This is a genomic window from Stenotrophomonas genospecies 3, assembly GCF_054473855.1.
This window is the reverse complement of the sequence record NZ_JBTMUR010000012.1, coordinates 1-20,181: the sequence shown is the minus strand read 5'-3', so window position 1 is coordinate 20,181 and position 20,181 is coordinate 1. Positions and strand designations below refer to the sequence as shown.

The following is a 20,181-nucleotide window of genomic DNA, read 5'->3' as shown; positions in this document are numbered from 1 at the left end:
CTTCGCGAGAAGCCCCATGTCCCTGTTCGAGCGCCTGTTCCAGCTGCAGCAGCACGGCACCACCGTGCGTACCGAGCTGCTGGCCGGTGTCACCACCTTCCTGACGATGTCCTACATCGTCTTCGTGAACCCCGAGATCCTCGGCACCACCGGCATGGACGCGGGCGCGGTGTTCGTGGCCACCTGCCTGGCTGCGGCGCTGGGTTCGGCGGTGATGGCGCTGGCCGCCAACTTCCCCGTGGGCATGGCACCGGGCATGGGCCTGAACGCGTTCTTCGCCTTCACCGTGGTCGGTGCCGCTGGCCTGCCGTGGCAGCAGGCGCTGGGTGCGGTGTTCATCTCCGGCCTGGTGTTCCTGGTGCTGTCGCTGACCGGCGTGCGCGCATGGCTGGTGTCCGGCATCCCCTCGTCGCTGCGCTCGGCCATCGTGGCCGGCATCGGCCTGTTCCTGGCGATCATCGCGCTGCAGAAGTCCGGCGTGATCGTCGGCAATGAAGACACGCTGGTGGCGCTGGGCCCGTTGAACACGGCGCCGCCGCTGCTGGCACTGGCCGGCTTCCTGCTGATCGCGGTGCTGGAAGCACGCCGCATCCGCGGTGCGATCCTGATCGGCATCCTGGCGGTGACCGGCGCGGGCTGGGCGTTGGGCGACGTGCAGTACCAGGGCCTGGTCTCGCTGCCGCCGAGCCTCGCACCCACCTTCCTGCAGCTGGACCTGCCGGGCCTGCTGCACCATGACGGCGGCGCACCGATCGCAGTGCTGCTGCAGGTGGTGCTGGTGTTCGTGCTGGTGGAAGTGTTCGATGCCACCGGCACGCTGTACGGCGTGGTCGGTCGCGCCGGCCTGCTGAAGCTGCCGGGCGCGCAGAAGCGTTTCGGCCGTGCGCTGCTGGCCGACAGCACCGCGATCGTGGCCGGTTCGATGCTTGGCACCAGCAGCACCACGGCCTTTGCCGAAAGCGCCTCGGGCGTGCAGGTGGGCGGCCGCACCGGCCTGACCGCGCTGGTGGTGTCGGCGCTGTTCCTGGCGGCGCTGCTGTTCTCGCCGCTTGCGGCAATGGTGCCCAGCTATGCCACCGCGCCGGCACTGCTGTTCGTGGCTGGCCTGATGCTGCGTGAGCTGGTGGAAGTGGACTGGAGCGACCTGACCGAATCGGTGCCAGCCGCACTCTGTGCGCTGGCGATGCCGTTCACCTACTCGATCGCCAACGGCCTGGCGTTCGGCTTCATTGCCTATGCCGCGCTGAAGGCCGGTACCGGGCGCTGGCGCGAAGTGCATCCGGCTGTGTGGCTGGTGGCGGTGCTGTTTACCCTGCGCTACGCGCTGGAATAAGCGGTAGGCGATGCCGGCCAGCGGCCGGCGCTACCAGAGCACGCTTCGGCCCGCGACCGGGACTACCGGACGCAGGGTTCACCCGCCACGCACGGCGCTCTGGGATGATGCGGGCATGGTTCGGCCCGACCTTCCCGCGGATCCTTCTTCGCCGTTGCGCCGTCGCTTGCTGCGCGCGGCAGTGCTGGCGCCGTTGGCCGCTACGCTCGCCACCCTGCCCGGCTGCTCGCTGCCGGTGCAGGTCGATGGCACCTTCCTGCAGCCGTGGCGCAGCCACCTGCAATGGGGCCTGGCCGACTGGCAGCGATCCTTGAAGCTTGCGCATACGCTGGGCTGCCGTCAGCTGGTGCTGCAATGGACCGGCATCGTCGGTGGCAGCTACGGCGACTGGTCACTGCCCGACGGCAGCCTGCAGCAGCTGTTCACCGCCGCCGGCGAGAACGGCATCCGCATCCGCGTCGGCCTGCCCTTCCAGCAACGCTGGTGGCAGGCCATCGCCGCGGACGACGCCACGCTGCAGGCCTTCCTGGCCGAGAGCCTGGCGCACGCACGCAGCTGGTTGGCACAGGCACCCTGGGCACAGCAGCCAGCCTTCGGAGGCTGGTACCTGCCCTACGAACTGGAGCAGTACCACTGGGCCGATCCGGCCCGCCAGCAATGGCTGGCGCAGTGGCTGCACGGGTTGGTGCAGGCCGCCAGCACGCGCGGCGGTGACTGTGCGATCTCCTGTTACTTCAGCCGCCTGCAGACCGATGGCAACCTGGTCACGCTGTGGCAGGCGGTGCTGGCACAGGCCACGCTACGGCCGATGGTGCAGGATGGCGTGGGGGTGGCCGGTGCCGGCAACGTGCAGCAGCTCCAGCCGTTGCTCGATCATTTCCATGCACACGGCATCGGTTTCGATGCGATCGTCGAACTGTTCCGCGAACTGCCCGGCGGTCCTGCCGACGGCAGCGGATTCAAGGGCGAAACCGCCGATGCCGCACGTATCCAGCGGCAGTTGGCATGGGCACGCGACAGCGGCGCACAGCACGTGCTGGTCTATGCACTGGAGCCATGGCTGACCCAGGACACGCCGCAGGCCGCAGCGCTGCGGCGACGCTGGGGCCTGCGTCAATAGTAGAGGATGGCGGTGGCGAACAGGCCCTTGGCACGCTGCGTATCACCACCGCCGATGGCGATGCGGTACTGCACGGTCAGGTCCAGGTAGGAACGCGGCGTGTTGTAGTGGTCCTCGCGGAACCCGTAACGCACGCCCACGCCCGGCCCTGCGCCAAGTGACCAGCTGCGCTGCGTATCGTTGAGCGCGAACGACTGCGCCGGGAACGGCGGATAACGGATGTCGCGCACGCGCGAGCGCTGGTCCAGCCAATCGGCACCCACCACGACATAGGGTGTGACCACCCAATGCGTCTGCCCTGCACCGAAGCGGAAACTGCGACCGGCGCGCAGTTCACCGGCAGCGAACCACTGTTGGCGATGCAGGCGCCCATTGGCCTCACCCAGGCGCCGCACCGGGGTGCCGTTGGCATCAAGCGCGTCGAGGGTGAAGGTGGCACCGTTGTCGTCCCAGGTGTATCCCCCCTGCGCGTAGCCACTGACCATCCACCACTGGTTCACATCGGTGCGCAGATCGGTGCCATGGTAGTAGCCATAGGTCAGGTAGGACATCCAGCCACCGGAACCACTGGCCAGCCGGTAGCGCGCCAGCGTGCTGGCTTCCAGTGGCCGGTTCAGGGCCAGCTGCAGGCGGCACTGCACCGCTGCCGACTCGGGGTAGACCTCGCCCTGGCGGGTTGCACTGCCGAGGAACTGTCGGCGCTCGATGCCAGCACTCAGACCGCTCTGGCCAAACGCGTAGCGCATGCCGAAGGACGCGATTGTGGAGGGCCAGCCGGTAGTGGAACGCGAGTGGCTGAGGCGCTCCGCGCGTGCACGCGCATCCGGCGTTGATTCGCCGGTGCACGGGTCCACCGCGCGGATCGATTCGTAAGTGCCACCCTCGTCGTACAGCGTGTTGAGCAGGCGCGCGTAGAGTTCCAGCGTGCCATGCTGGTCGTTGAAGGCCGGGGGCCGCCAGAACGCCTCCAGCGTGCTGAACACCGAATCGCCGGGCGCACTGATCGCCGCACCGCCGACATTGGTCGCCGCCTGGCGAGCACCACGGAAACCCGCCGAGGCGATCACGCCCCACTCGCGCGAGTAATTGGCGATGGCATTGCGCACGTTGTAGCGCTGGTGCGCATCCAGTGGCAGCTCACCGGCATCGGCGCGATCAATGGCGCTGCGCAGCAGCATCACCGCCTGCGGATGGTCGCCGTTGGCTGCGCTGGCGTAGGCCTGATCGAGCACTACGCTTTTCGGTGCCTTTCCGGTGGCCTCGGCGGCACGGAAGTCGGCCAGTGCGCGCGCCGGTTCGTGGGCCCCTGGTTGAGGTAGCCGCGCTGCATCAGTGCACCCGCGTCATCAGGACGCTGTGCCAGTGCCGTATCCAGGCGCTGCCGCGCTTCGTCCTGCTGGGCACGGTTGCCCGCCGCCAGCGTGGTGGTCAGCAGGCCTTGCAGGTTCGCGTCGTCCGGTGCGAGTTGCACGGCCTGCCGCGCCTCACCGATGGCATCGGCGTAATCCTGGCGCGCGTAGGCAGCGTAGGCACGCTGTGCGGCACCGCCATCCCCCTGCAGATCGGCCGGCACCAGTTCGCAGACGTTGCCGCTGTCACCGGACTGGCAGTGCTGGACCGGTGCCGGGTAGGCCTCGGCGCTGATGCGGGGAGGCTCGCGACTGGCACGGGTCGCCCGGCTGCGCTGCTCGATGCCCTGCTGCAGCAGCTGCCGTGTCCGTGCATCGCCTTCAACTGCCGGTAGCGCCGCCTGCAACGGTGCCAGCAGTGCAGCTGCGCGTACCCGATCACCTGCGGCCAGCGCCGCATCCACCGCCAGCAGCCGCACGTTGCGCTGCTGCGCGGTTGATCCCGGCGTGGCGAGCGCGGCATCGAAATCCTCATTGGCCCGCAGCGTACTGCCCTGGCGCTGGCGCAGGTAGCCACGCATCACCCGGGCATTGAGATCGTTGGCGTCCACCTGCAATGCCTGATCAGCACTGTGCTCAGCGTCGGCCAGCTGATCGCCCTGCAGCTGCGCGGTGATCAGCAGCAACCGGTATGAAGCAACGTCGGGTGCCAGTTCCACGGCGGCGTGCGCCTGCTCAATGGCGGCGGCATTCTCGCCTGCGGACAGCAATTGATAGGCCTGCTGTGCCTGCAGCAGCGCGCGTTGGCGGCCCAGTGTCACGCGCCGCGCGCGCAGCGCTTCGACATTCGGTGCACCCAACTGCAGCGCGGTGCCGATGGCGGCGTCGGCCTGTTCGGGCTGTTGCTGTGCCTCCAGCGCCGCCACCCACAGCAGGGCCCATGCGCCCTGTTCCGGCTGCTGCCGGAACGCCTGTTCGGCCTTGCTGGCGGCGATGCCCATCTGCCCGGCGTCGTAGGCCGCATAGGCTTCGGTTGCCAGCATGTAGGCCTGCCGGTTGTTGTGGCCGGCCACCGTTGCGGGTGCACGCGGCACCGCTGTGCTACGCGCTGCACCTGTGGTCATCCTGGGCGCGGCGGCCAGCGCAGGCAAGGCGGGATCCTTCATCCCCGCGTCCAGCGCACGGCGCGCCTGCTGCTGCGCTTCTGCGCCACGACCAAGCTTCTGCAGCGCATAGATCTGCAGCAGGCGCAGCCGCACGACGTCCGGGCGCAGCCGGATCGCTTCGCTGGACTGCCGGTAGGCCGTGGGGTAATCGCCACGTTCATAGGCAGCAAACGCCTGCTCGGCGATGCGGTAGGCCGCACCGGACAGCGGCAGGGGCACCTCGGCCTGCGCCATCACCGGCGCGGCGGCCGTGGCCAGTGCCACGGCAATGACGGTGGACAGCAGCGTGGTCTTCATGCCGGCAAGGCTCCGGGCGGCGGCGACTGCAGCGTGGCCGCACGCCGGCGCTGCTCCTGCATGGCCTGGGCCACGGCCTCCTCGGTGGTGATGCCCTGCTTGACCAGGTAGTCGCCGATGCGACCGTCGCGCTGCGGCATGTAGTCGTCCAGTGCGATCTCGAAGCGTGCGTGATCGATCAGGCGCATTTCCACCAGCAGGTCGCCCAGCAATGGCACGTTGTCCAGGTGCCACTGCCGTTCGCCACCGATCAGGCGCAGACCCGCGTTGATCTCGCTTTCGCGGGCAATGCTCTGTTCGATGTGCTCGCTGCGCGTTTCCTGCTTCAGCAATGCCACGGCGTCCTCGGGCAGCGGACTGGCCACGGCCAGTCGCAGGGTGCCTTCCTGGCGCGGCGGCAGCGGCAGCATGCGCCATTGCACGCAGGCATCGGCACTGACCGGGAACTGGCAGGCACGCAGGTAATCCACGTCGATCACCGCGCGTGGCAGGTCACCCTGGAACGCGATGGCCTCGGCCAGGGTCTCGTCATCCAGCCAGCCCTGGGTGAGCAGGATGCGGCCCAGCGGCTGCTGGCGACCTGCCTGCTGCTGGTCCAGCGCCTGCTGCAGGCGCTCGGGTTCCACCGCCTGCCAGGTGGTCAACAGCTCACCCAGTTGCTTGCGGGTCTGCACCAGCTGCGCTGCATCCGGGAAGTCGTGCATGGTCTTGTCCCAGACCATGCGCTTGCCGAACAGCAGGTAGGCCAGGAACACCTTCCAGGCACGGGCGGTGGCCATGAAATTGATCATGTTGCCGACCACCATGCGCGGGATCGACATCAGCGCGTGCTCCCAGCCGTACAGCCGGTTGACGAAGTAGAAACGCTGCACGACCCGGGTCGCCAGCGCTGCGGTGGTCAGCAGCGCGACATTCATCTGCCAGGTACCGGCCTGGAACACGCTGGGGAACTGCATCGTCCACAGCCCGGTCATCTTCAACAGCCAGAACAGCAGCAGCTGCAGGAAGATGATGTAGGCGATGATGCTGACGAACGAGGTGATGATGCCCTTGCGGTCGCGCGCCAGCAGGTACTTGGTGGCCAGTGATCCACGCCAGCCCAGCGACTCCCAGCTCTGCAGGCCGATGCCCAGCACCCACCGCGCCTTCTGCCGGTACGATGCGCGGAAGTTGTCGGGGAAGTACTCGCGCACGCACAGCGCCATCTGCTGGGTGCGCTCGCGTACCGGGCCCCAGCCGAACCAGGACGGGCGACGCACGCGGAACTGCACCGGGAAGCGGGCGAAGATCGACTGCATGCCCATCGCCGCCAGCCGCGCACCGACGTCGTAGTCCTCGGTGAGGCTGTCGGTGTTGAAGGGCTGGTTGTCGGTCTGCGCGCTCAGCGCCAGCAGCGCGCGCCGCGAGAAGCAGGTACCGACACCGGCCGACGGCACCATGCCGGAAACACTTTCGCGCACCACCAGATCCTTGGCATGCCATTCGGCGAACTCGTCCATGTAGACGCCGGCCACCAGTTCGTACCACTCGCGGTCCAGCGAGGTGACCGGCAACTGGATCATGTCCTTGCGCGGCAAAAGGTAGTTGTAGAAGCGCAGTTCCATCGGGTGCAGCACGTCCTCGCTGTCGTGCAGGATCACCCCGGCGAACTCGATGTCGTGGCGTTTCTCGTAATCGAAGATTGCCAGGATCAGCCAGTTCAGGCAGTCGGCCTTGCTGGTCGGCCCGTCATGCGGCACTTCCACGCGGCGCAGGCGCTTGTAGCGGCGGCGCATGCGCTCCACTTCGTCGATGGTCTGCTGGTCATTGGGATAGGTGCCGACGAACACGACGTACTCGCGGTAGTCGAGTACGTTGATCATGTTCTCCACCATCTGCGCGATGACGTCGTACTCCATCCACGCCGGCACCATGATCGCCAGCGGCTGTTGCGGTCGCTGCAGCAGGTCTTCCTGGGTCAGCGGCCGGTACGCCTCGCGACGCTTGATGGTGAGCGCCCGCCAGCTCTCGCGCACCCAGTACCAGACATCGATGAACAGGTCATCGAGGCTGGAGATCAGGATCAGCACGGCCACCGCCGCCGCCGTGGTTTCCAGGGCGGCGTAGTAGTTGGCCAGCTGGATATTCCAGAACAGACCGTCCACGGTGGATCAGTGCCCTGTGTTGGCGGACTTGCGGCGGCGCACCTGGGTAACGCGGGCGGCCAGCAGCGCGAACACGATCACGCCGACCAGCAGCAGCAACCAGACCATGTGCCGTTCCCACTTCGATTGCGGATTGCCGTCCTGCGCGACACGCGTGCCATAGGGATCCTGGCGGTCGAATTCGCGCACGGCATCACTGCCGTCGAGCACGGCGAGATCACCGCGCAGCAGCCGGAACGGTGCGCCGAATGACGGTGCCTGTGCGCCCAGGTCGCTGTACAGCACGCCGAGCTGTCCGCCGGAGGTGCCGACCTGCACCACCGCGGCCCGGTCCAACCCGCTGACATCCAGCAGCGGCTGCGGCTTCCCGCCGATCAGCAGGTGCCCATCCTTCAGGCCGGCCACATCGACACCCGATGGCGCCACACCGAACGCCAGCCACGGCGCACCCGGGCTGACCGCCGCACCGGCATCGACCACCTTCAGTTCCGACGCCTCCGGCGAGGCACCCACTGCACTGGCCACCGCAATCACCTTGCGCAGCGATGCCGGTGCATCCTGCAGCCACGTGGCCGGCACGAACACCTGGTTGCCGCGCGACAGCTGACTGCTGGCGCCGACGAAATCACTGCCCAGCGACCGCTTGGCCAGGGTCAGGTGGCTGCTGGGCAGGATCGAGACCGGATAGGCGGTGGCGGGATCGTGGCAATAAGGTCGTGCCGGCTGGCGCAGGAAGCTGACGCGGATCTCGTTGCGCGCCGACAGCGCGTAGGCCGGCACCTTGGCCACCAGCCGTTGCGGCTGGCCATTGGCCGACAGCACCTTGCCGCCCAGCAGGTAATCGTTGAAATGGATCGTGGCCACCGCGCCCTGCCCGGCGGCGTTGGGCGCTGCCGAGACATCGATCACCACTTCCTCGGGCAGGCGCCCATCGGCCGACAGCGCGCCGAGGTCGAAGGTGGCACTGCGGTCCGCGCGGGTGACCACATCCATCGTACCGGCGATGTTGCCGAGCCGGCTCAGCAGCACCTGGTCACCGTCGAGCTTCGGCGTTCCCGCCGCGCTGACCTGCAGGCTGCGGCCCAGCGCGTAGCTGCGCCACTGTTCGGCAAACAACCCGGCGACCTTGCCTGCCGCCGCCGGGTCGACCACCAGCGTCGGGCGCCCGGCAACAGCGACCACGCTGACCGAGGCGTTGGCCGCGGGCTTTTCCAGGCCACCCATATCGGTACCGCGCCATGCGGCGAAGGCAGTGCCCGCATCGGCACCCGTAGCGGCAACCTGCACGGCCAGCGCGTCCAGTGCCGCGCGTACGCCGGTCCGCAACGCATCGCTGCCGATCATCACGTCAGCGGCCAAGGGCCCACTGTCACGCAACGACAGCAGCGCCCCCACTTCGGCCAGGTCCTTGATCGCATGCGTACGCTCGCCCGCAGCCAGCGCGGCATAGGCCGGCACGCCCTGCAGGCTGGCCGGGATGCTGATGCCGGTCAGGTCGACGCTGTCACCGACCTTGGGCAGCGCCACCACCTGCACCTGCTTGCCGCCGGCCTGCAACGCGGTACCGATGCGCCAGGCGGCGTCGTAGGCCGGCGCCTGCAGCGCCTTGCCATCCACCAGCAGCCGCACCTGCGGTGGCAGCGCGCCCCAGGCCTTGGCCACGGTATCCACGGCACGCCCATCGAAGCGGTAGCTGAAGCGCGAGTCCGGCGACAGCCGCAACACGTTGGCCGGCGCGCTCTGGTCGGCACATTGGTAGTCGGAGACGATCGACCACCAGCCGACGCCGACCCGCACGAAGCCGTTCTGGCGAGGTTCGCCATCAATGGCCAGCAGCTGGCTGGCGTCGCCCTGCGCATCGGTGATCGAGCGCGCGGCGATCGGATCGCCATCGACCGACCACAGGCCGGAAGTGCGCCCGGCGTGGCCGCGCACATAGCGCCCGTCCAGCTGCAGCTGCGCATCGCGGGTGGCGACGCCGGCCGGCACCGGCAGGTAGACCTCGCGCTGGCTCTCCTGCCCGCTGAGCACCAGCGGTTGGCGGAAACCGAGTTCACGCAGGGTCATCTGCCGGTTGACCGTGCTGTCGCCGCTCCATTCGGCGAATTGGCCGGCGACGCTGTCGGCGGCATGGGCACTGGCAACCACGCCCGACAGGACGAACGCGGCGGCGGATGCAAACAGGGGAGAGCGGCCGGTCTGGGTCATGGCGTCACTTCGCGTGGATGGGAGTGGGCGGCACCGCTGTTGCGGAGGCCGGGCGAGAATTCGGGAAGGGGCGTGCCACGCAGGGCGGCGACGATGCGCGCGCTGGCACGGCCATCGCCGTAGGGGCTGGCGTCGGGATCGAAGCGGGTCGGATGCGGTGGTTGTGCGAGTGCCGCGTTGACCGCCTCGACAATGCGCGAGGGCCTGGTGCCGACCAGCGTCACCACTCCGGCCTCGACCGCCTCCGGGCGTTCGGTGACGTCGCGCATGACCAGCACGGGCTTGGCCAGCGCCGGCGCTTCTTCCTGCACGCCACCGGAGTCGGTGAGGATGACGTCGGCGCGCTGCATCAGGCGCACGAAGCGCAGGTAGTCCTGCGGCGGCACCAGGTGCACGTTGTCGAGGTGGCCGAGGTGGGCGTTGACCGGGCCCTGTACGTTCGGGTTGAGGTGCACCGGGTACAGCACCTGCAGGTCCGTGCGTCGCGCCAGCTCGGCCAGTGCGCGGCAGATGTCCTCGAAACCCTGGCCGAAGCTCTCGCGGCGGTGGCCGGTGACCAGCAGCAGGCGCCGCCGCGGGTCGAGCATGTGGAAGGGCGCGTCGGCCTGCGCGCGCAGGGCCGGGTCGGCATCCAGCCGCTCTACGGTCTGCTGCAGGGCATCGATGACGGTGTTGCCGGTGACCAGGATCTGCCCGCCCAGGTGTTCGCGGGCCAGGTTGGCGCGCGAGCTGGCGGTGGGCGCATACAGCTGGTGGCCGACCACGTCGATCACCCGCCGGTTCATTTCCTCCGGCCATGGCCGGTTGATGTCACCGGTACGCAGGCCTGCCTCGACGTGGCCGATCGGAATGCGGTGGTGGAACGCGGCCAGTGCGGCGGTCATCGCCGTGGTGGTATCGCCGTGCACCAGTACCCGGTCCGGGCGAACCTGCGTGTAGAGCGCGTCAAGCCGTTCGAACAGCTTGGAACACAGGCCATTGAGCGTCTGGTTGGGCACCATGACATCGAGGTCATGGTCGGCGGTGATCGCGAACAGCGACATCACCTGGTCCAGCATCGCCCGGTGCTGGCCGGTGATGCAGACCACCGATTCGATGTCCGCAGCCTCCGCCAAGGCCCTTACCAGCGGCCCCATCTTGATCGCTTCCGGTCGCGTGCCGAACACCGACAGGACCTTCATCGCAGCGCTCCGAAAGGCCGGCGCGAGGGAATGCCAGGAGCTGTAGCCACGTCTGGATCCTTTCGGCGTTCCCGTCCAACACCCGCAGGCAGGAGACGGTCACCTCATGAGGAAACTCCAAAATCGCGACGTACATCACATTCGAATGATGGTACGCGCGTCGTGGCATTGATCTTCATCGTTGGAAGATCAAGACGCAGTCAACGCCGCCCGTGCAACGGGCGACGTTGCGGTGGAACGCAGCAGTGGCGCGGCCTGCGGCCGCCTTACTCGTACTGGATGGTGAAGGTGGCCTGGCCGTTTGCGACACCTGCACCCACCGTGCCGGCCTGGGTCTGCACGTAACGCGCACGCAGCGGCAAGGTCATCGTGCTGGTGCCGGGCGTGGTGGTACCGACGTTGACGGTCTGGCCGAAACGCACTTCGCGCTCGGTGCTGCCATCACGCTGGACCATCTGGATGCCGATGCGGGTGGCACTGTTGGTAGCCGCGCTGAGCTTCAGCACGCCCGGCATGTTCGAGCTGTCCTGGTCGGCGTCGAGGCGGATGCCGATCTTGCTCTGGTAGGCAGCAACGTTGCTGCCCTGGCAGTTCAGGCGGATCTCGAAATCGCGATCTACAGCCTTGGAACCGACACCGGTGAACGTGGTGTTGGGCACGCTACCGAAATCGACGGCAATGTTGCGACTGCCCGCCTGCACTTCGCAGGTCGGGCTGACCACGGTGGTGCCCGAGCCCCTGAAGGTCGAGGTCAGCACTGGCTTGCTGGGACCATCACCATCAAAGTAATACGTAGTGAAGCGACCATTCGGCGCGATCACGCCCGAACCCGTCTGTGCGGCAGTCTTGATCAACTGGATGCGGAAGCGACCGCCGTTCAATGTGACGGATGTGTTGCCGAAGGGAATCGAATGCGGGTAATAGACCTGAAACGTCCCTGCATCGCGGAAAAGCTTGATGCCAACACCGGGGACATCGGTCTCAAAGGTGTCTGCAAAACCCGGCACCGGACGCTTCTGCGCCGCGTTGACGTATTCGCCGCGCGAGTAGCCACCGCTTCGGTCGCAGCTGGCAACCCGATCGCGCTGAGTGATCGATTCACTGATCTCCTTGATCACGCCGCCGACCGGGGTGCTGGGCAGAATCACGATCTGGCCCATGTCCATGGTGACGTCCTGTGCGGTGAACCAGCTTGAGCTGATACGGCACGCGGCGCTGGCCTGCTGCGCAAGCAACACGCCACCGAGCACGGCCATGGCAGCTAATGCCTTGCGGCCACGGGAAGAAATCATCGGCATGCTGCCTCCAGCGGGATGAAGCCGGTCTTGGACGCATCGGCGCCTGCCGGAACCTGGTAATCAACGGTGCAGCGCTGGTCGGCGCCGGCGCCCCACTCCACCAGCAGGCTGCCCTGGTTCTTGTCACTGCGCACGTACAGGCGGCCGCCCTGGCTGACCATGCCCACCGGCTGGCCCTGCTCATCCTTGACCTGCGCACCGAACGGCATGGTGCGGCCATCGGTGTTGCGCACCTGGATCAGCAGCGCGTTGCCCTTGCGGGTATCGAAGCGCAGGTAGCTGATGGCACCGGCGAACGGCGCGATCGACTGGCTGGTACTTTCCAGCTCGACGTCGTGGGCCATGCCCTGCGGATCGAGGGTGACGGTATTGAGGCGGTACGGCGACACGTACGGGACCACCGCGTAGCCGCGGCCGTCGACGCGCAGGCCCGGGGCGTTGCTGACGATCGCATCGCGTGCGCCCGGCGCTTCCACCAGCACCATGGTGTCGCCACGCTGCGGGGTGAAGGTGAAGCCGCCCGGATGCACGACCACGCTGCCGTTGGCACCGACCGACGCCTGGCGGAAATCGCGCGAGTGGCTGTAGGTCGCGTTCAACGCGCTGTAGCGGCTGCGGTATTCCGCACTGCCCACCGCGGTGGTGCCACCTTCGCGGGAGTCGGACAGCGCCACACCGTAGCTGAAGTTGTTGTCGATGCCGGTCGAACCGGTGATGCCAACGCGGCTGTTGTCGTAGCCACCGCGCTCGCGCACGCCGAGGTCGGCGCTGAACGACACCGGGTGCGAACCACGGCCCAGCGGCACGCTCATCGACAGCAGGTACTGGGTATCGGAACGGCCGAGCACGCCCTCTTCGGTGCGCAGCGCCGAGAAGCCGTAGTTCACCGAACGCCAGGCGTTGTTGTAGCCCACCTGATACTGCTTGGAGGTACCGGGGCGGTCGTAGAAGTCACGCACCGAGCCGGTCACGTACAGCGCGCCGCCGCGACGGCCCAGCGGCTGGTTCAGCGTTACCTGGAACTGGCTGCGCTGACGGCCACGGGTGGTCGGATCGATGCCGCGCTTGTCCGAATCACGGCCGTACAGCGCATCCTGCAGGCTGTAGAAGCCTTCGGTCGAATAGCGGTAGGCGGCCAGGGTCAGGTTGGTCCCAGTCTCGCCGATCATGTTGCTGTAGCTCAAGCGCACGCTGGCACCGGTGTGGTTGCCGTAGTGGTCGAACGTCGTACGTGCGTGGGTGACGTCGGCGGCGAACGCGCCAACCGGCGTGGACAGGCCGACGCCGTACAGCAGCGACAGGTAGCCGTCGCTCAGTGCACTGCCGCCGTACAGCGTCAGCTGGTTGCCGATACCGCGCTGGTAGGTGCCCTGCACCAGCCACGGCTCATCGGCCAGCAGCTTGTTGCGCACCTGGCCGGCGGTCAGCGAGTAACGCGACACGCCTTCGCGCAGCATCTGCGGCACCGAACCGAACGGCACCTTGAATTCGCGGCGGCGGCCATCGGCCTCGATCACGCTCACTTCCAGGTCGCCGCCGTAGCCGGTCGGGTACAGGTCGTCGATGACGAAGCTGCCCGGCGACACGGTGGAGGAGTAGATCAGCTGCTCGTTCTGGCGCACTTCGATGCGTGCGTTGGTCTCGGCGATGCCGCGCACGACCGGCGCGTAACCGCGCAGCGAATCGGGCAGCATGCGGTCGTCGCTGGCCAGGCTGGCACCGCGGTAACCGATCGAGTCGAACAGTTCACCGGTGGTGTAGGCCTCACCGATGGTGAGCATGCCGCGCACCTGCGGGATGCCGCGCTGTGCATAGGTGGCGATGCTCTGCCAATGGCGGCCATCGCCCTCGGACCAGGTCAGGTTCGAATCGTGGCGGAACTGCCAGCCACCCAGGTTCATGCCGGCGTTGAGGCCGAGGTAGGCACTGCGGTTGCGCTGGCCACCTTCGACACGGCTGTCGCTGTCGATGGCATTGAAGCTGTAGCCGACGAAGCCGGCATTGATGCCGCGGTCCCACAGCGCCGGGTTGACGTAGCCGCGTGCCTCACGACGCAGGAACACCTGCGGGATGCTCAGGTCGTAGCGCAGGTTGCCGCTGTCATAGACACCATAGGCATTGGCCATGCGCTGCTGGACCGGCACGCAGCTGGTCTTGTCGGTCGGCACGGACGGATCCTGCTGCAGCAGCACGGCTTCGCTGTCCACGCCCATTTCTTCCAGCATCGGCAGCGGCAGGCAGGCGTCGACACGGCCCTGCGCATCGGCCTTGAACTGCAGATCGCGACGGCCCTGCCAGGCACCGTTGACGTAGACGTCGACACGGTAGTTGCCGGCCACCATCGGGTTGCCGTTGCTGAAGGCCGCCAGATCGACCTGCTTGGCCTGGCCGGACAGGAAGCTGGAGTTGAACTGGGCCGATTCCGGTGCACGCGCATTGGCCGCACCACTCTGCGCCATCAGCGCCTGTTCGCCGAGATTGGCCGGGGCAGCCAGCGCCCATCCTGGGCAGGCCACGCCAGCAACCAACAGGCAAAGCGCCTGATGGATCGACAATGTCAATCTGTTTCCGATCACACTGACATTCCTTCAATTCGCCGCACAGCGGCGGTGGCGGGATGCGCAGGCCCAAGGCCGGCGCGGCGCGTTCAGCCCCCAGTGCTGCCGAGGCGGATGGTGTGTTCCACCCGGCCGCCGTAGTCGTTGATGGTGATGAAGCGGACCTGGTCGGTGCCCGCCGGTGCGGCGAACTCCAGGCTCTGCTTCGGCGCGACCATCGCGCCCTTGTCCTCGACGGCCTTTTCACTGCTGCCGGTCACGGCATGTACTTCGGCCAGAGTGACGTGGAAGGGGCTCGGGTTTTCCACCCGCAGACGGTCGCCCGTGCGGGTCCAGCGCAGCGCTGCGGGCGCGTCGTTGGCGACGCCCTTCAGGCCCTGCGGCCGGTAGAAAAGCTTCAGGCGCGAACGGAACGCGACCTGCAGGTAATTCTGTTCGCCGCTGTCGGCGTTGTCCGGGGACGGCGGAACATCCAGCACATTGAGCCAGAACACCGACTCACGGTCGGTCGGCAGCTGCGCGCCGGAGAAGATCAGTCGCAGCGCCTGGCTGCGGCCCGGCTCGACGCGCGCGATCGGCGGCGTCAGCACGAACGGGGCATCGCTGGTATCGGCGGTCTGGTTGGCGTCGCCGCTGTCGATCCAGGCCTGCACCAGCGCCGGCGAATCGCCCACGTTGTCGACCTGCACGGTGACTTCGCGCGCCTGCGCCGGATAGATCACTCGCGTGCCATTGACCACCACGCCGGCCAGAGCGTTCTGGCAGAAGGGCAGCGTGAACGCTGCCAGCAGCAGCGCCCGGGGAAAGAATGCTTTCATCGGAAGTACTACGCTCGAGGTATGTGGCCAGGGGCCGCGATGCACTGGCCGGCGCGTACGCCGGCCAGTGCGGGTACGACTACGATCAGTTGTAGATGATCGTGTACTTGACGCTGCTGGTGACGTCGCCCGGGGTGGCGGCGGCAGTGGCGTAGTACTCAGCGTAGTAGTTCAGATCGGCCGAGCCGTCGGTGCCGACGGTGACCCACTGCGAGTTGGTCTGGGGCTGGCCAGCGCCGGCGGCCTTGATCGCCAGGACCTGGTTGTTCGAGCCCAGCAGCTGCAGCTGCACGTTGGTGGCAGCGTTGGCCGAAGCCTGGTTCAGCAGGCGGCCGGTGCTGAAGTCAACGGTCGAACCCGGCTCGAAGTAGGTCGCGACGTTGCCGGCGCTGCACTTGGTCAGGTTGATGGCAAACGGGGTACGACCGGCAACGTTACCGGCGACAGCCAGGGTGTTCTTGGACACGGTCGGCAGGTTGACGGAGAAGTCCTTGCCGCCCGGGGTCGAGATGGTGCAGGTCTTGTCGGTCACCTTGCCGTTGAAGGTGATGGTGCCGTCGGCGGCGTTGGCGGCCAGCGGAGCGGCGGCCAGCATCAGAGCGGCGATGATATTGATCTTGTGCATTCGCTTTTACCTAACCCTACTGAAGAGATGAGAAGTAGAGGAGGAAGCAAGGAGCACTGCCGGGCTATCAAGACCCATCCTTGCGTCTCACCTGTGGCCGGACTCGGACATACCTTCCCCTGAATCCGTGACGCAAGTATAGGCACAACTGTGATGAAAGTCTCATTATTTTTCTGAACGCCAATTCATTGACACCTCAAATGTGACGTGGTAGGCGGAATGAGAGCCCGGCGGGCGTGGGGGATTTGACGGCAAGGCGATCAGGTCACAAACAACCCTGCATGACGCTTCCCGTGGCGCGTTCGACATACGCGAAAACAGGCCTTTTTCAGGTAGAAATCGCCTTATTTGATGCGCATCACTCTTTCTTGGTGATGGCCCTAGCAGATTCGGATTTGTCCTATTAAAGACGGATCGAACCTGTCGCTAACTAGGACACACCGAACCAGAGAACGTGTCATGAGGAACTCCATTCTGCTGTGTGTGGCCCTGATGTCCGTCAGTGCGCTGGCCCAGGCCAGCAGCGGCAGCATCCGTTTCAGCGGCCGTATCGCCGAGCCGGGCTGCACGACGAACCTGTCCCAGGGTGAGCTGAGCCTGGCCGCCTGCCCGCCCTCGGCCAAGGGCTCGACGGTGGCCGTGACGGCGCTGGCCGATGGCCAGGCCGCGACGCTGCGCGACGGCAAGCGCCAGGGCCAGAAGCTGTCGGTGTCGGCCAGCGCGATGCGCGCCGGCGATATCGCCTTCTCCGAGCGTTACAGCGTGCAGGCTTCGAAGCAGCAGCCGCTGCAGGGCGCCTACCTGGTGGTGGTCGACTACCTGTAAGCCGGCGTGCTTACGCCGGCGGCAGCTCGAAGACCTGGCGCAGATAGGCCAGGTAGCCCGGGTCGTCGCACATGCTCTTGCCCGGCGAATCGCTGAGCTTGGCCACCGGCTGGCCGTTGCAGCGGACCATCTTGATGACGATGTTGAGCGGCGTTGGCCCCAGATCATTGGTCAGGTGGGTGCCGACGCCGAAGGCGACCTGGCAGCGACCACGGAAGTAGTCGTACAGGCGCATCACCTTGGCGATGTCGAGCCCATCACTGAACACCAGCACCTTGCTGCGTGCATCCACCCGGCGCTGCTGGAAGTGCGCCAGCATGCGGTCGCCCCAGTCGAACGGATCGCCGGAGTCATGGCGGACGCCGTCGAACAGCTTGCAGAAGTACATGTCGAAGTCGCGCAGGAACGCATCCAGGCCGACCACGTCGGACAGCGCGATGCCGAGGTCGCCGCGATACTCGCGTGCCCACGATTCCAGTGCCGCCACCTGCGAATCGCGCAGGCGTGGGCCCAGCGCCTGGAATGCCTGCAGGTACTCATGGGCCATGGTGCCGTGCGGGGTCATGCCGTACAGGCGGGCGAAGTGCACGTTGCTGGTGCCGACCAGCTGCGGGCCGAGCGCATCGCGCAGCAGCGGCAGCAGACGGGCATGCCAGTCACGCGAGTAGCGGCGGCGGCTGCCGTAGTCGGCGATGCGGCACTGCTCGAACCCCGGGGTATCACGCAGCAGCGCGGCCTTGGCCTGCAGGCGGCGCTCGCCCTCGGCGAAGTCGGCGGTGGTGGTGTTGCGGAACCAGACTTCGTTGATGATCGCCAGCAGCGGCACTTCGAACAGGATGGTGTGCAGCCAGGGCCCGGTGATGTCCAGTTCGATCTCGCCGGGCACGGTCTTCGACGCGCGCAGCTGGATGTACTTGCGGTCGAGGTGGAACAGGCCGAGGAAATCGGCGAAGTCCGGCTTCACGAAGCGCAGGCCACGCATGTAGTCCAGCTCCGCGTCGCTGAAACGCAGGCTGCACAGGTGGTCGATCTCTTCGTCGATCTGGTCGATGTAATGGGCCAGGCCGATGCCGGGCGTGCGGCACTTGAACCGGTACTGCACCTGGGCGCCGGGGTGCTGGTGGAGCACCGCCTGCATCATGGTGAACTTGTACAGGTCGGTGTCGAGCAGGGACTGGATGATAGGCATGGGGCGGATTATGCGCCCGGCAGGGTGAACCGGGGTGCCTGCGGCCACACTCAGCTCACGGGAAACAACATTGGTAGATCCACGCCATGCGTGGATGCTCTTGCGGCGCTACAGCGCCCTGCGCAGCAGCTTCGGCACCAGCATCAGCGCGTGCGCCCAGATCGCGCCCCACACCGCTACCCGCACCGGCAGCGAACGCTGCCTGGCCTCGAACTTCTGGAAATAGCGCCACAGGCCCTTGTGCTTGTGCCATTCAACGAAGAACGGCCGCGAGCGGCTGGAGACGCCACGAACGTGGGTGACCTGCAGGTCATTGGCGATCGCCACCACTGCTCCGGCTTCGCGTGCACGCCGGCACAGGTCCAGGTCTTCGGCATGCAGGCGATAGCCGGCGTCCCAACCTCCGATGCAGTCGAACAATGCACGCGGCATCATCAGCAGCGCACCGGACAGCGCCGGCACCCGCTGCAGCGCCTGCTGCGGGTCACGCGGCACCGCCAGCTTCGAGCCCTTGCCCGGCGAGCGCAGCATCATCAGGAAATCCGGGTCGCGGCGGCGCACGGCTTCGTCGGCATGGCCCTGCTCGTCCACCTGCTCGACACCGAGCAGGCAGTCGCCCAGTCCTTCCGCGCGGCTGCGCAGTGCGGCCAACGTCTCCGGTTCGACCATCAGGTCCGGGTTGATGAAGGCCAGCCATGGGCTGTGCGAATCGGCCACGCCCTGGTTGTTGGCGGCGGCAAAGCCGGGATTGTCCGGATTGCCGACGAAACGCACGCGCGGGTCGTGGCTGGCATGGCGCTGCACGATATCCAGCGTGCCATCCATCGAGCCATTGTCGATCACCCGGATCTCGGCCACGTCCTGCGCCTGGCGCAGACGCGAGAGGCAGGCGTCGATGGTGCTGCCGCTCTGGTAGGTGACGACGATGGCGGCAATGGCAACATTCAAGCAGGAGGCTCCGGCGCGGAAGACGAGACGAACAGGTCACCCTGTTCCTTCGGCATTATCGCCTGCCGCATGCGCTGCTGCAGGTCGGCACGCAGGCCATGCAGCGGATCGTGCATGAGGAAGTCAGCCAACCGTGGCACCCACCCCGGCCAGCGCGCAGCCAGGGCCTCGAGATCGCCATCACGGCTGACCGCCTCCCCTGCCCGGCTGACGAAGGCGGTCTCGCACAGCACGTTGCGCCATCCCAGGCCAGCCATGCGCAGGCTCAGGTCCACCAGTGCCGCGTTCCAGCCAGCGTAGCTGTCCACGTCCAGGCCGCCGGCGCGGCGACGCGCGTTGCCGCGCACCAGTACCGCGTGGGTGACCGCCGAGGGCAGCTCCGGATGCAGCACCGGCAGCGTGGCACAGGTGTGTGCCAGCAGCGCCGGGTCCTCCGGTTCGGGATTGATTTCGCCCAATCGCGGCCACGCGGCTGTTTCGCCGGCATTGCACCACGGGGTTGCGGTGGCGATGGCGGCATCGCGGGCGAAGGCATCCTGCAGCTGCTGCAGCCAGCCCGGCGCGGGCACGCTGTCCGGCGCCAGCACCGCCACGTCCATGCCCTCGCAGGCGCGCAGCATCTCATCCAGATGGGCGACCTCGCCCAACGGCCGCGCGCGGCGGGTGTATTCGGCCTGCAGTGGCGTATGCGCCAACCAATGCTCCACCACCGCCTGCGCACGCGGGCCGGTCTGCGCGTCATCGGCCAGCCAGACCGCGGTTCCCGGCGCGGTGCCGGCATCCAGCGCGGCCAGGCAGCGGTCGAGCGCGGCATCGTCCACGCACAGCGGCAACAACACGATCGCCCCCATCCCGCCTCCGTGGTTGTCGGTAGCCACAGCCTAGCACTGGGAGGGTATCGGCCGGGTTGCACCCGGCACCTGCAGAGGCCAGAGCAGAAGCAACAGCAGAAGCCGGCTATCCGTGGCATGGCGGGGTGGGTCCGGTTGCGGGGGACGCCGTTAACCCGTCCATGGGGGCTTGGCCGCGGCATCCATGCCGCGGACTGATCTGGCCCCCCGTCAGCGGACGCCAAGAAGCGATACTTTGATCGCACTTGGAGGTCCCTTATGTCCCGTATCA

13 protein-coding genes and 1 pseudogene are annotated in these 20,181 nt (G+C 67.2%); 3 read left to right on the top strand and 11 right to left on the bottom strand.

Features of this window, described 5'->3' with window-relative positions; translation table 11 throughout:
- Window positions 1–16 precede the first annotated feature (16 nt).
- Together ACX9OT_RS16115 and ACX9OT_RS16110 are read left to right on the top strand one after the other, a co-directional pair.
- Window positions 17–1,333: an NCS2 family permease gene (locus ACX9OT_RS16115; protein ID WP_005408048.1), complete on the top strand. Its 1,317-nt coding sequence runs from the start codon at window positions 17–19 to the stop codon at window positions 1,331–1,333.
- Window positions 1,334–1,487: 154 nt separating this feature from the next.
- A complete protein-coding gene (locus tag ACX9OT_RS16110) occupies window positions 1,488–2,453 on the top strand; it encodes a DUF4434 domain-containing protein (RefSeq protein ID WP_459002865.1) in 966 nt (321 codons plus the stop codon).
- On the opposite strand, the pseudogene ACX9OT_RS16105 reads toward ACX9OT_RS16110, so the two are convergent.
- The 8 genes and pseudogenes from ACX9OT_RS16105 to ACX9OT_RS16070 all read right to left on the bottom strand — a co-directional run bounded on the left by ACX9OT_RS16105 (window position 2,447) and on the right by ACX9OT_RS16070 (window position 16,097).
- Window positions 2,447–5,265 (bottom strand): annotated as a pseudogene (locus ACX9OT_RS16105) (NfrA family protein). The gene ACX9OT_RS16110 and the pseudogene ACX9OT_RS16105 sit on opposite strands and share 7 nt — an antisense overlap.
- Window positions 5,262–7,409: a glycosyl transferase family protein gene (locus ACX9OT_RS16100; RefSeq protein ID WP_459002863.1), complete on the bottom strand. Its 2,148-nt coding sequence runs from the start codon at window positions 7,407–7,409 to the stop codon at window positions 5,262–5,264. Before ACX9OT_RS16100 ends, ACX9OT_RS16105 begins: the two are co-directional and overlap by 4 nt.
- Window positions 7,410–7,415: 6 nt before the next feature.
- The gene (locus tag ACX9OT_RS16095) at window positions 7,416–9,617 is read right to left on the bottom strand and encodes a hypothetical protein (protein ID WP_459002861.1); all 2,202 of its coding nucleotides are present in this window, start codon (window positions 9,615–9,617) and stop codon (window positions 7,416–7,418) included.
- Window positions 9,614–10,798 (bottom strand): non-hydrolyzing UDP-N-acetylglucosamine 2-epimerase, encoded by a 1,185-nt coding sequence (gene wecB, locus ACX9OT_RS16090; protein WP_423163715.1) that lies wholly within the window; start codon window positions 10,796–10,798, stop codon window positions 9,614–9,616. Before wecB ends, ACX9OT_RS16095 begins: the two co-directional genes overlap by 4 nt.
- 266 nt (window positions 10,799–11,064) lie before the next feature.
- Window positions 11,065–12,096, bottom strand: a complete 1,032-nt coding sequence (locus ACX9OT_RS16085; RefSeq protein ID WP_423163713.1) for a fimbrial protein — start codon at window positions 12,094–12,096, stop codon at window positions 11,065–11,067.
- Complete coding sequence (locus ACX9OT_RS16080) at window positions 12,087–14,651, bottom strand: fimbria/pilus outer membrane usher protein (protein ID WP_100437862.1); 2,565 nt, start codon at window positions 14,649–14,651, stop codon at window positions 12,087–12,089. Before ACX9OT_RS16080 ends, ACX9OT_RS16085 begins: the two co-directional genes overlap by 10 nt.
- A 92-nt stretch (window positions 14,652–14,743) precedes the next feature.
- Window positions 14,744–15,472: a fimbrial biogenesis chaperone gene (locus tag ACX9OT_RS16075; protein WP_032128056.1), complete on the bottom strand. Its 729-nt coding sequence runs from the start codon at window positions 15,470–15,472 to the stop codon at window positions 14,744–14,746.
- 85 nt (window positions 15,473–15,557) lie between these two features.
- Window positions 15,558–16,097, bottom strand: a complete 540-nt coding sequence (locus ACX9OT_RS16070) for a fimbrial protein (RefSeq protein ID WP_134950786.1) — start codon at window positions 16,095–16,097, stop codon at window positions 15,558–15,560.
- 459 nt (window positions 16,098–16,556) lie between these two features.
- Between ACX9OT_RS16070 and ACX9OT_RS16065 the strand changes: the two genes are divergently transcribed.
- Window positions 16,557–16,922, top strand: coding sequence for a hypothetical protein (locus ACX9OT_RS16065; protein ID WP_014645902.1), 366 nt, complete (start codon window positions 16,557–16,559; stop codon window positions 16,920–16,922).
- Window positions 16,923–16,932: 10 nt separating this feature from the next.
- Here ACX9OT_RS16065 and pncB read toward each other — a convergent pair whose 3' ends face one another.
- The 3 genes from pncB to ACX9OT_RS16050 form a co-directional block, all read right to left on the bottom strand.
- A complete protein-coding gene (pncB, locus tag ACX9OT_RS16060; protein WP_423163712.1) occupies window positions 16,933–18,111 on the bottom strand; it encodes a nicotinate phosphoribosyltransferase in 1,179 nt (392 codons plus the stop codon).
- Between the two features lie 108 nt (window positions 18,112–18,219).
- Window positions 18,220–19,059: a glycosyltransferase family 2 protein gene (locus ACX9OT_RS16055; RefSeq protein WP_032128058.1), complete on the bottom strand. Its 840-nt coding sequence runs from the start codon at window positions 19,057–19,059 to the stop codon at window positions 18,220–18,222.
- Window positions 19,056–19,910 carry a glycosyltransferase family 2 protein gene (locus tag ACX9OT_RS16050; RefSeq protein WP_032128059.1) on the bottom strand — a complete coding sequence of 285 codons (855 nt, stop codon included), beginning with the start codon at window positions 19,908–19,910 and terminating at the stop codon, window positions 19,056–19,058. Before ACX9OT_RS16050 ends, ACX9OT_RS16055 begins: the two co-directional genes overlap by 4 nt.
- Window positions 19,911–20,181 lie beyond the last annotated feature (271 nt).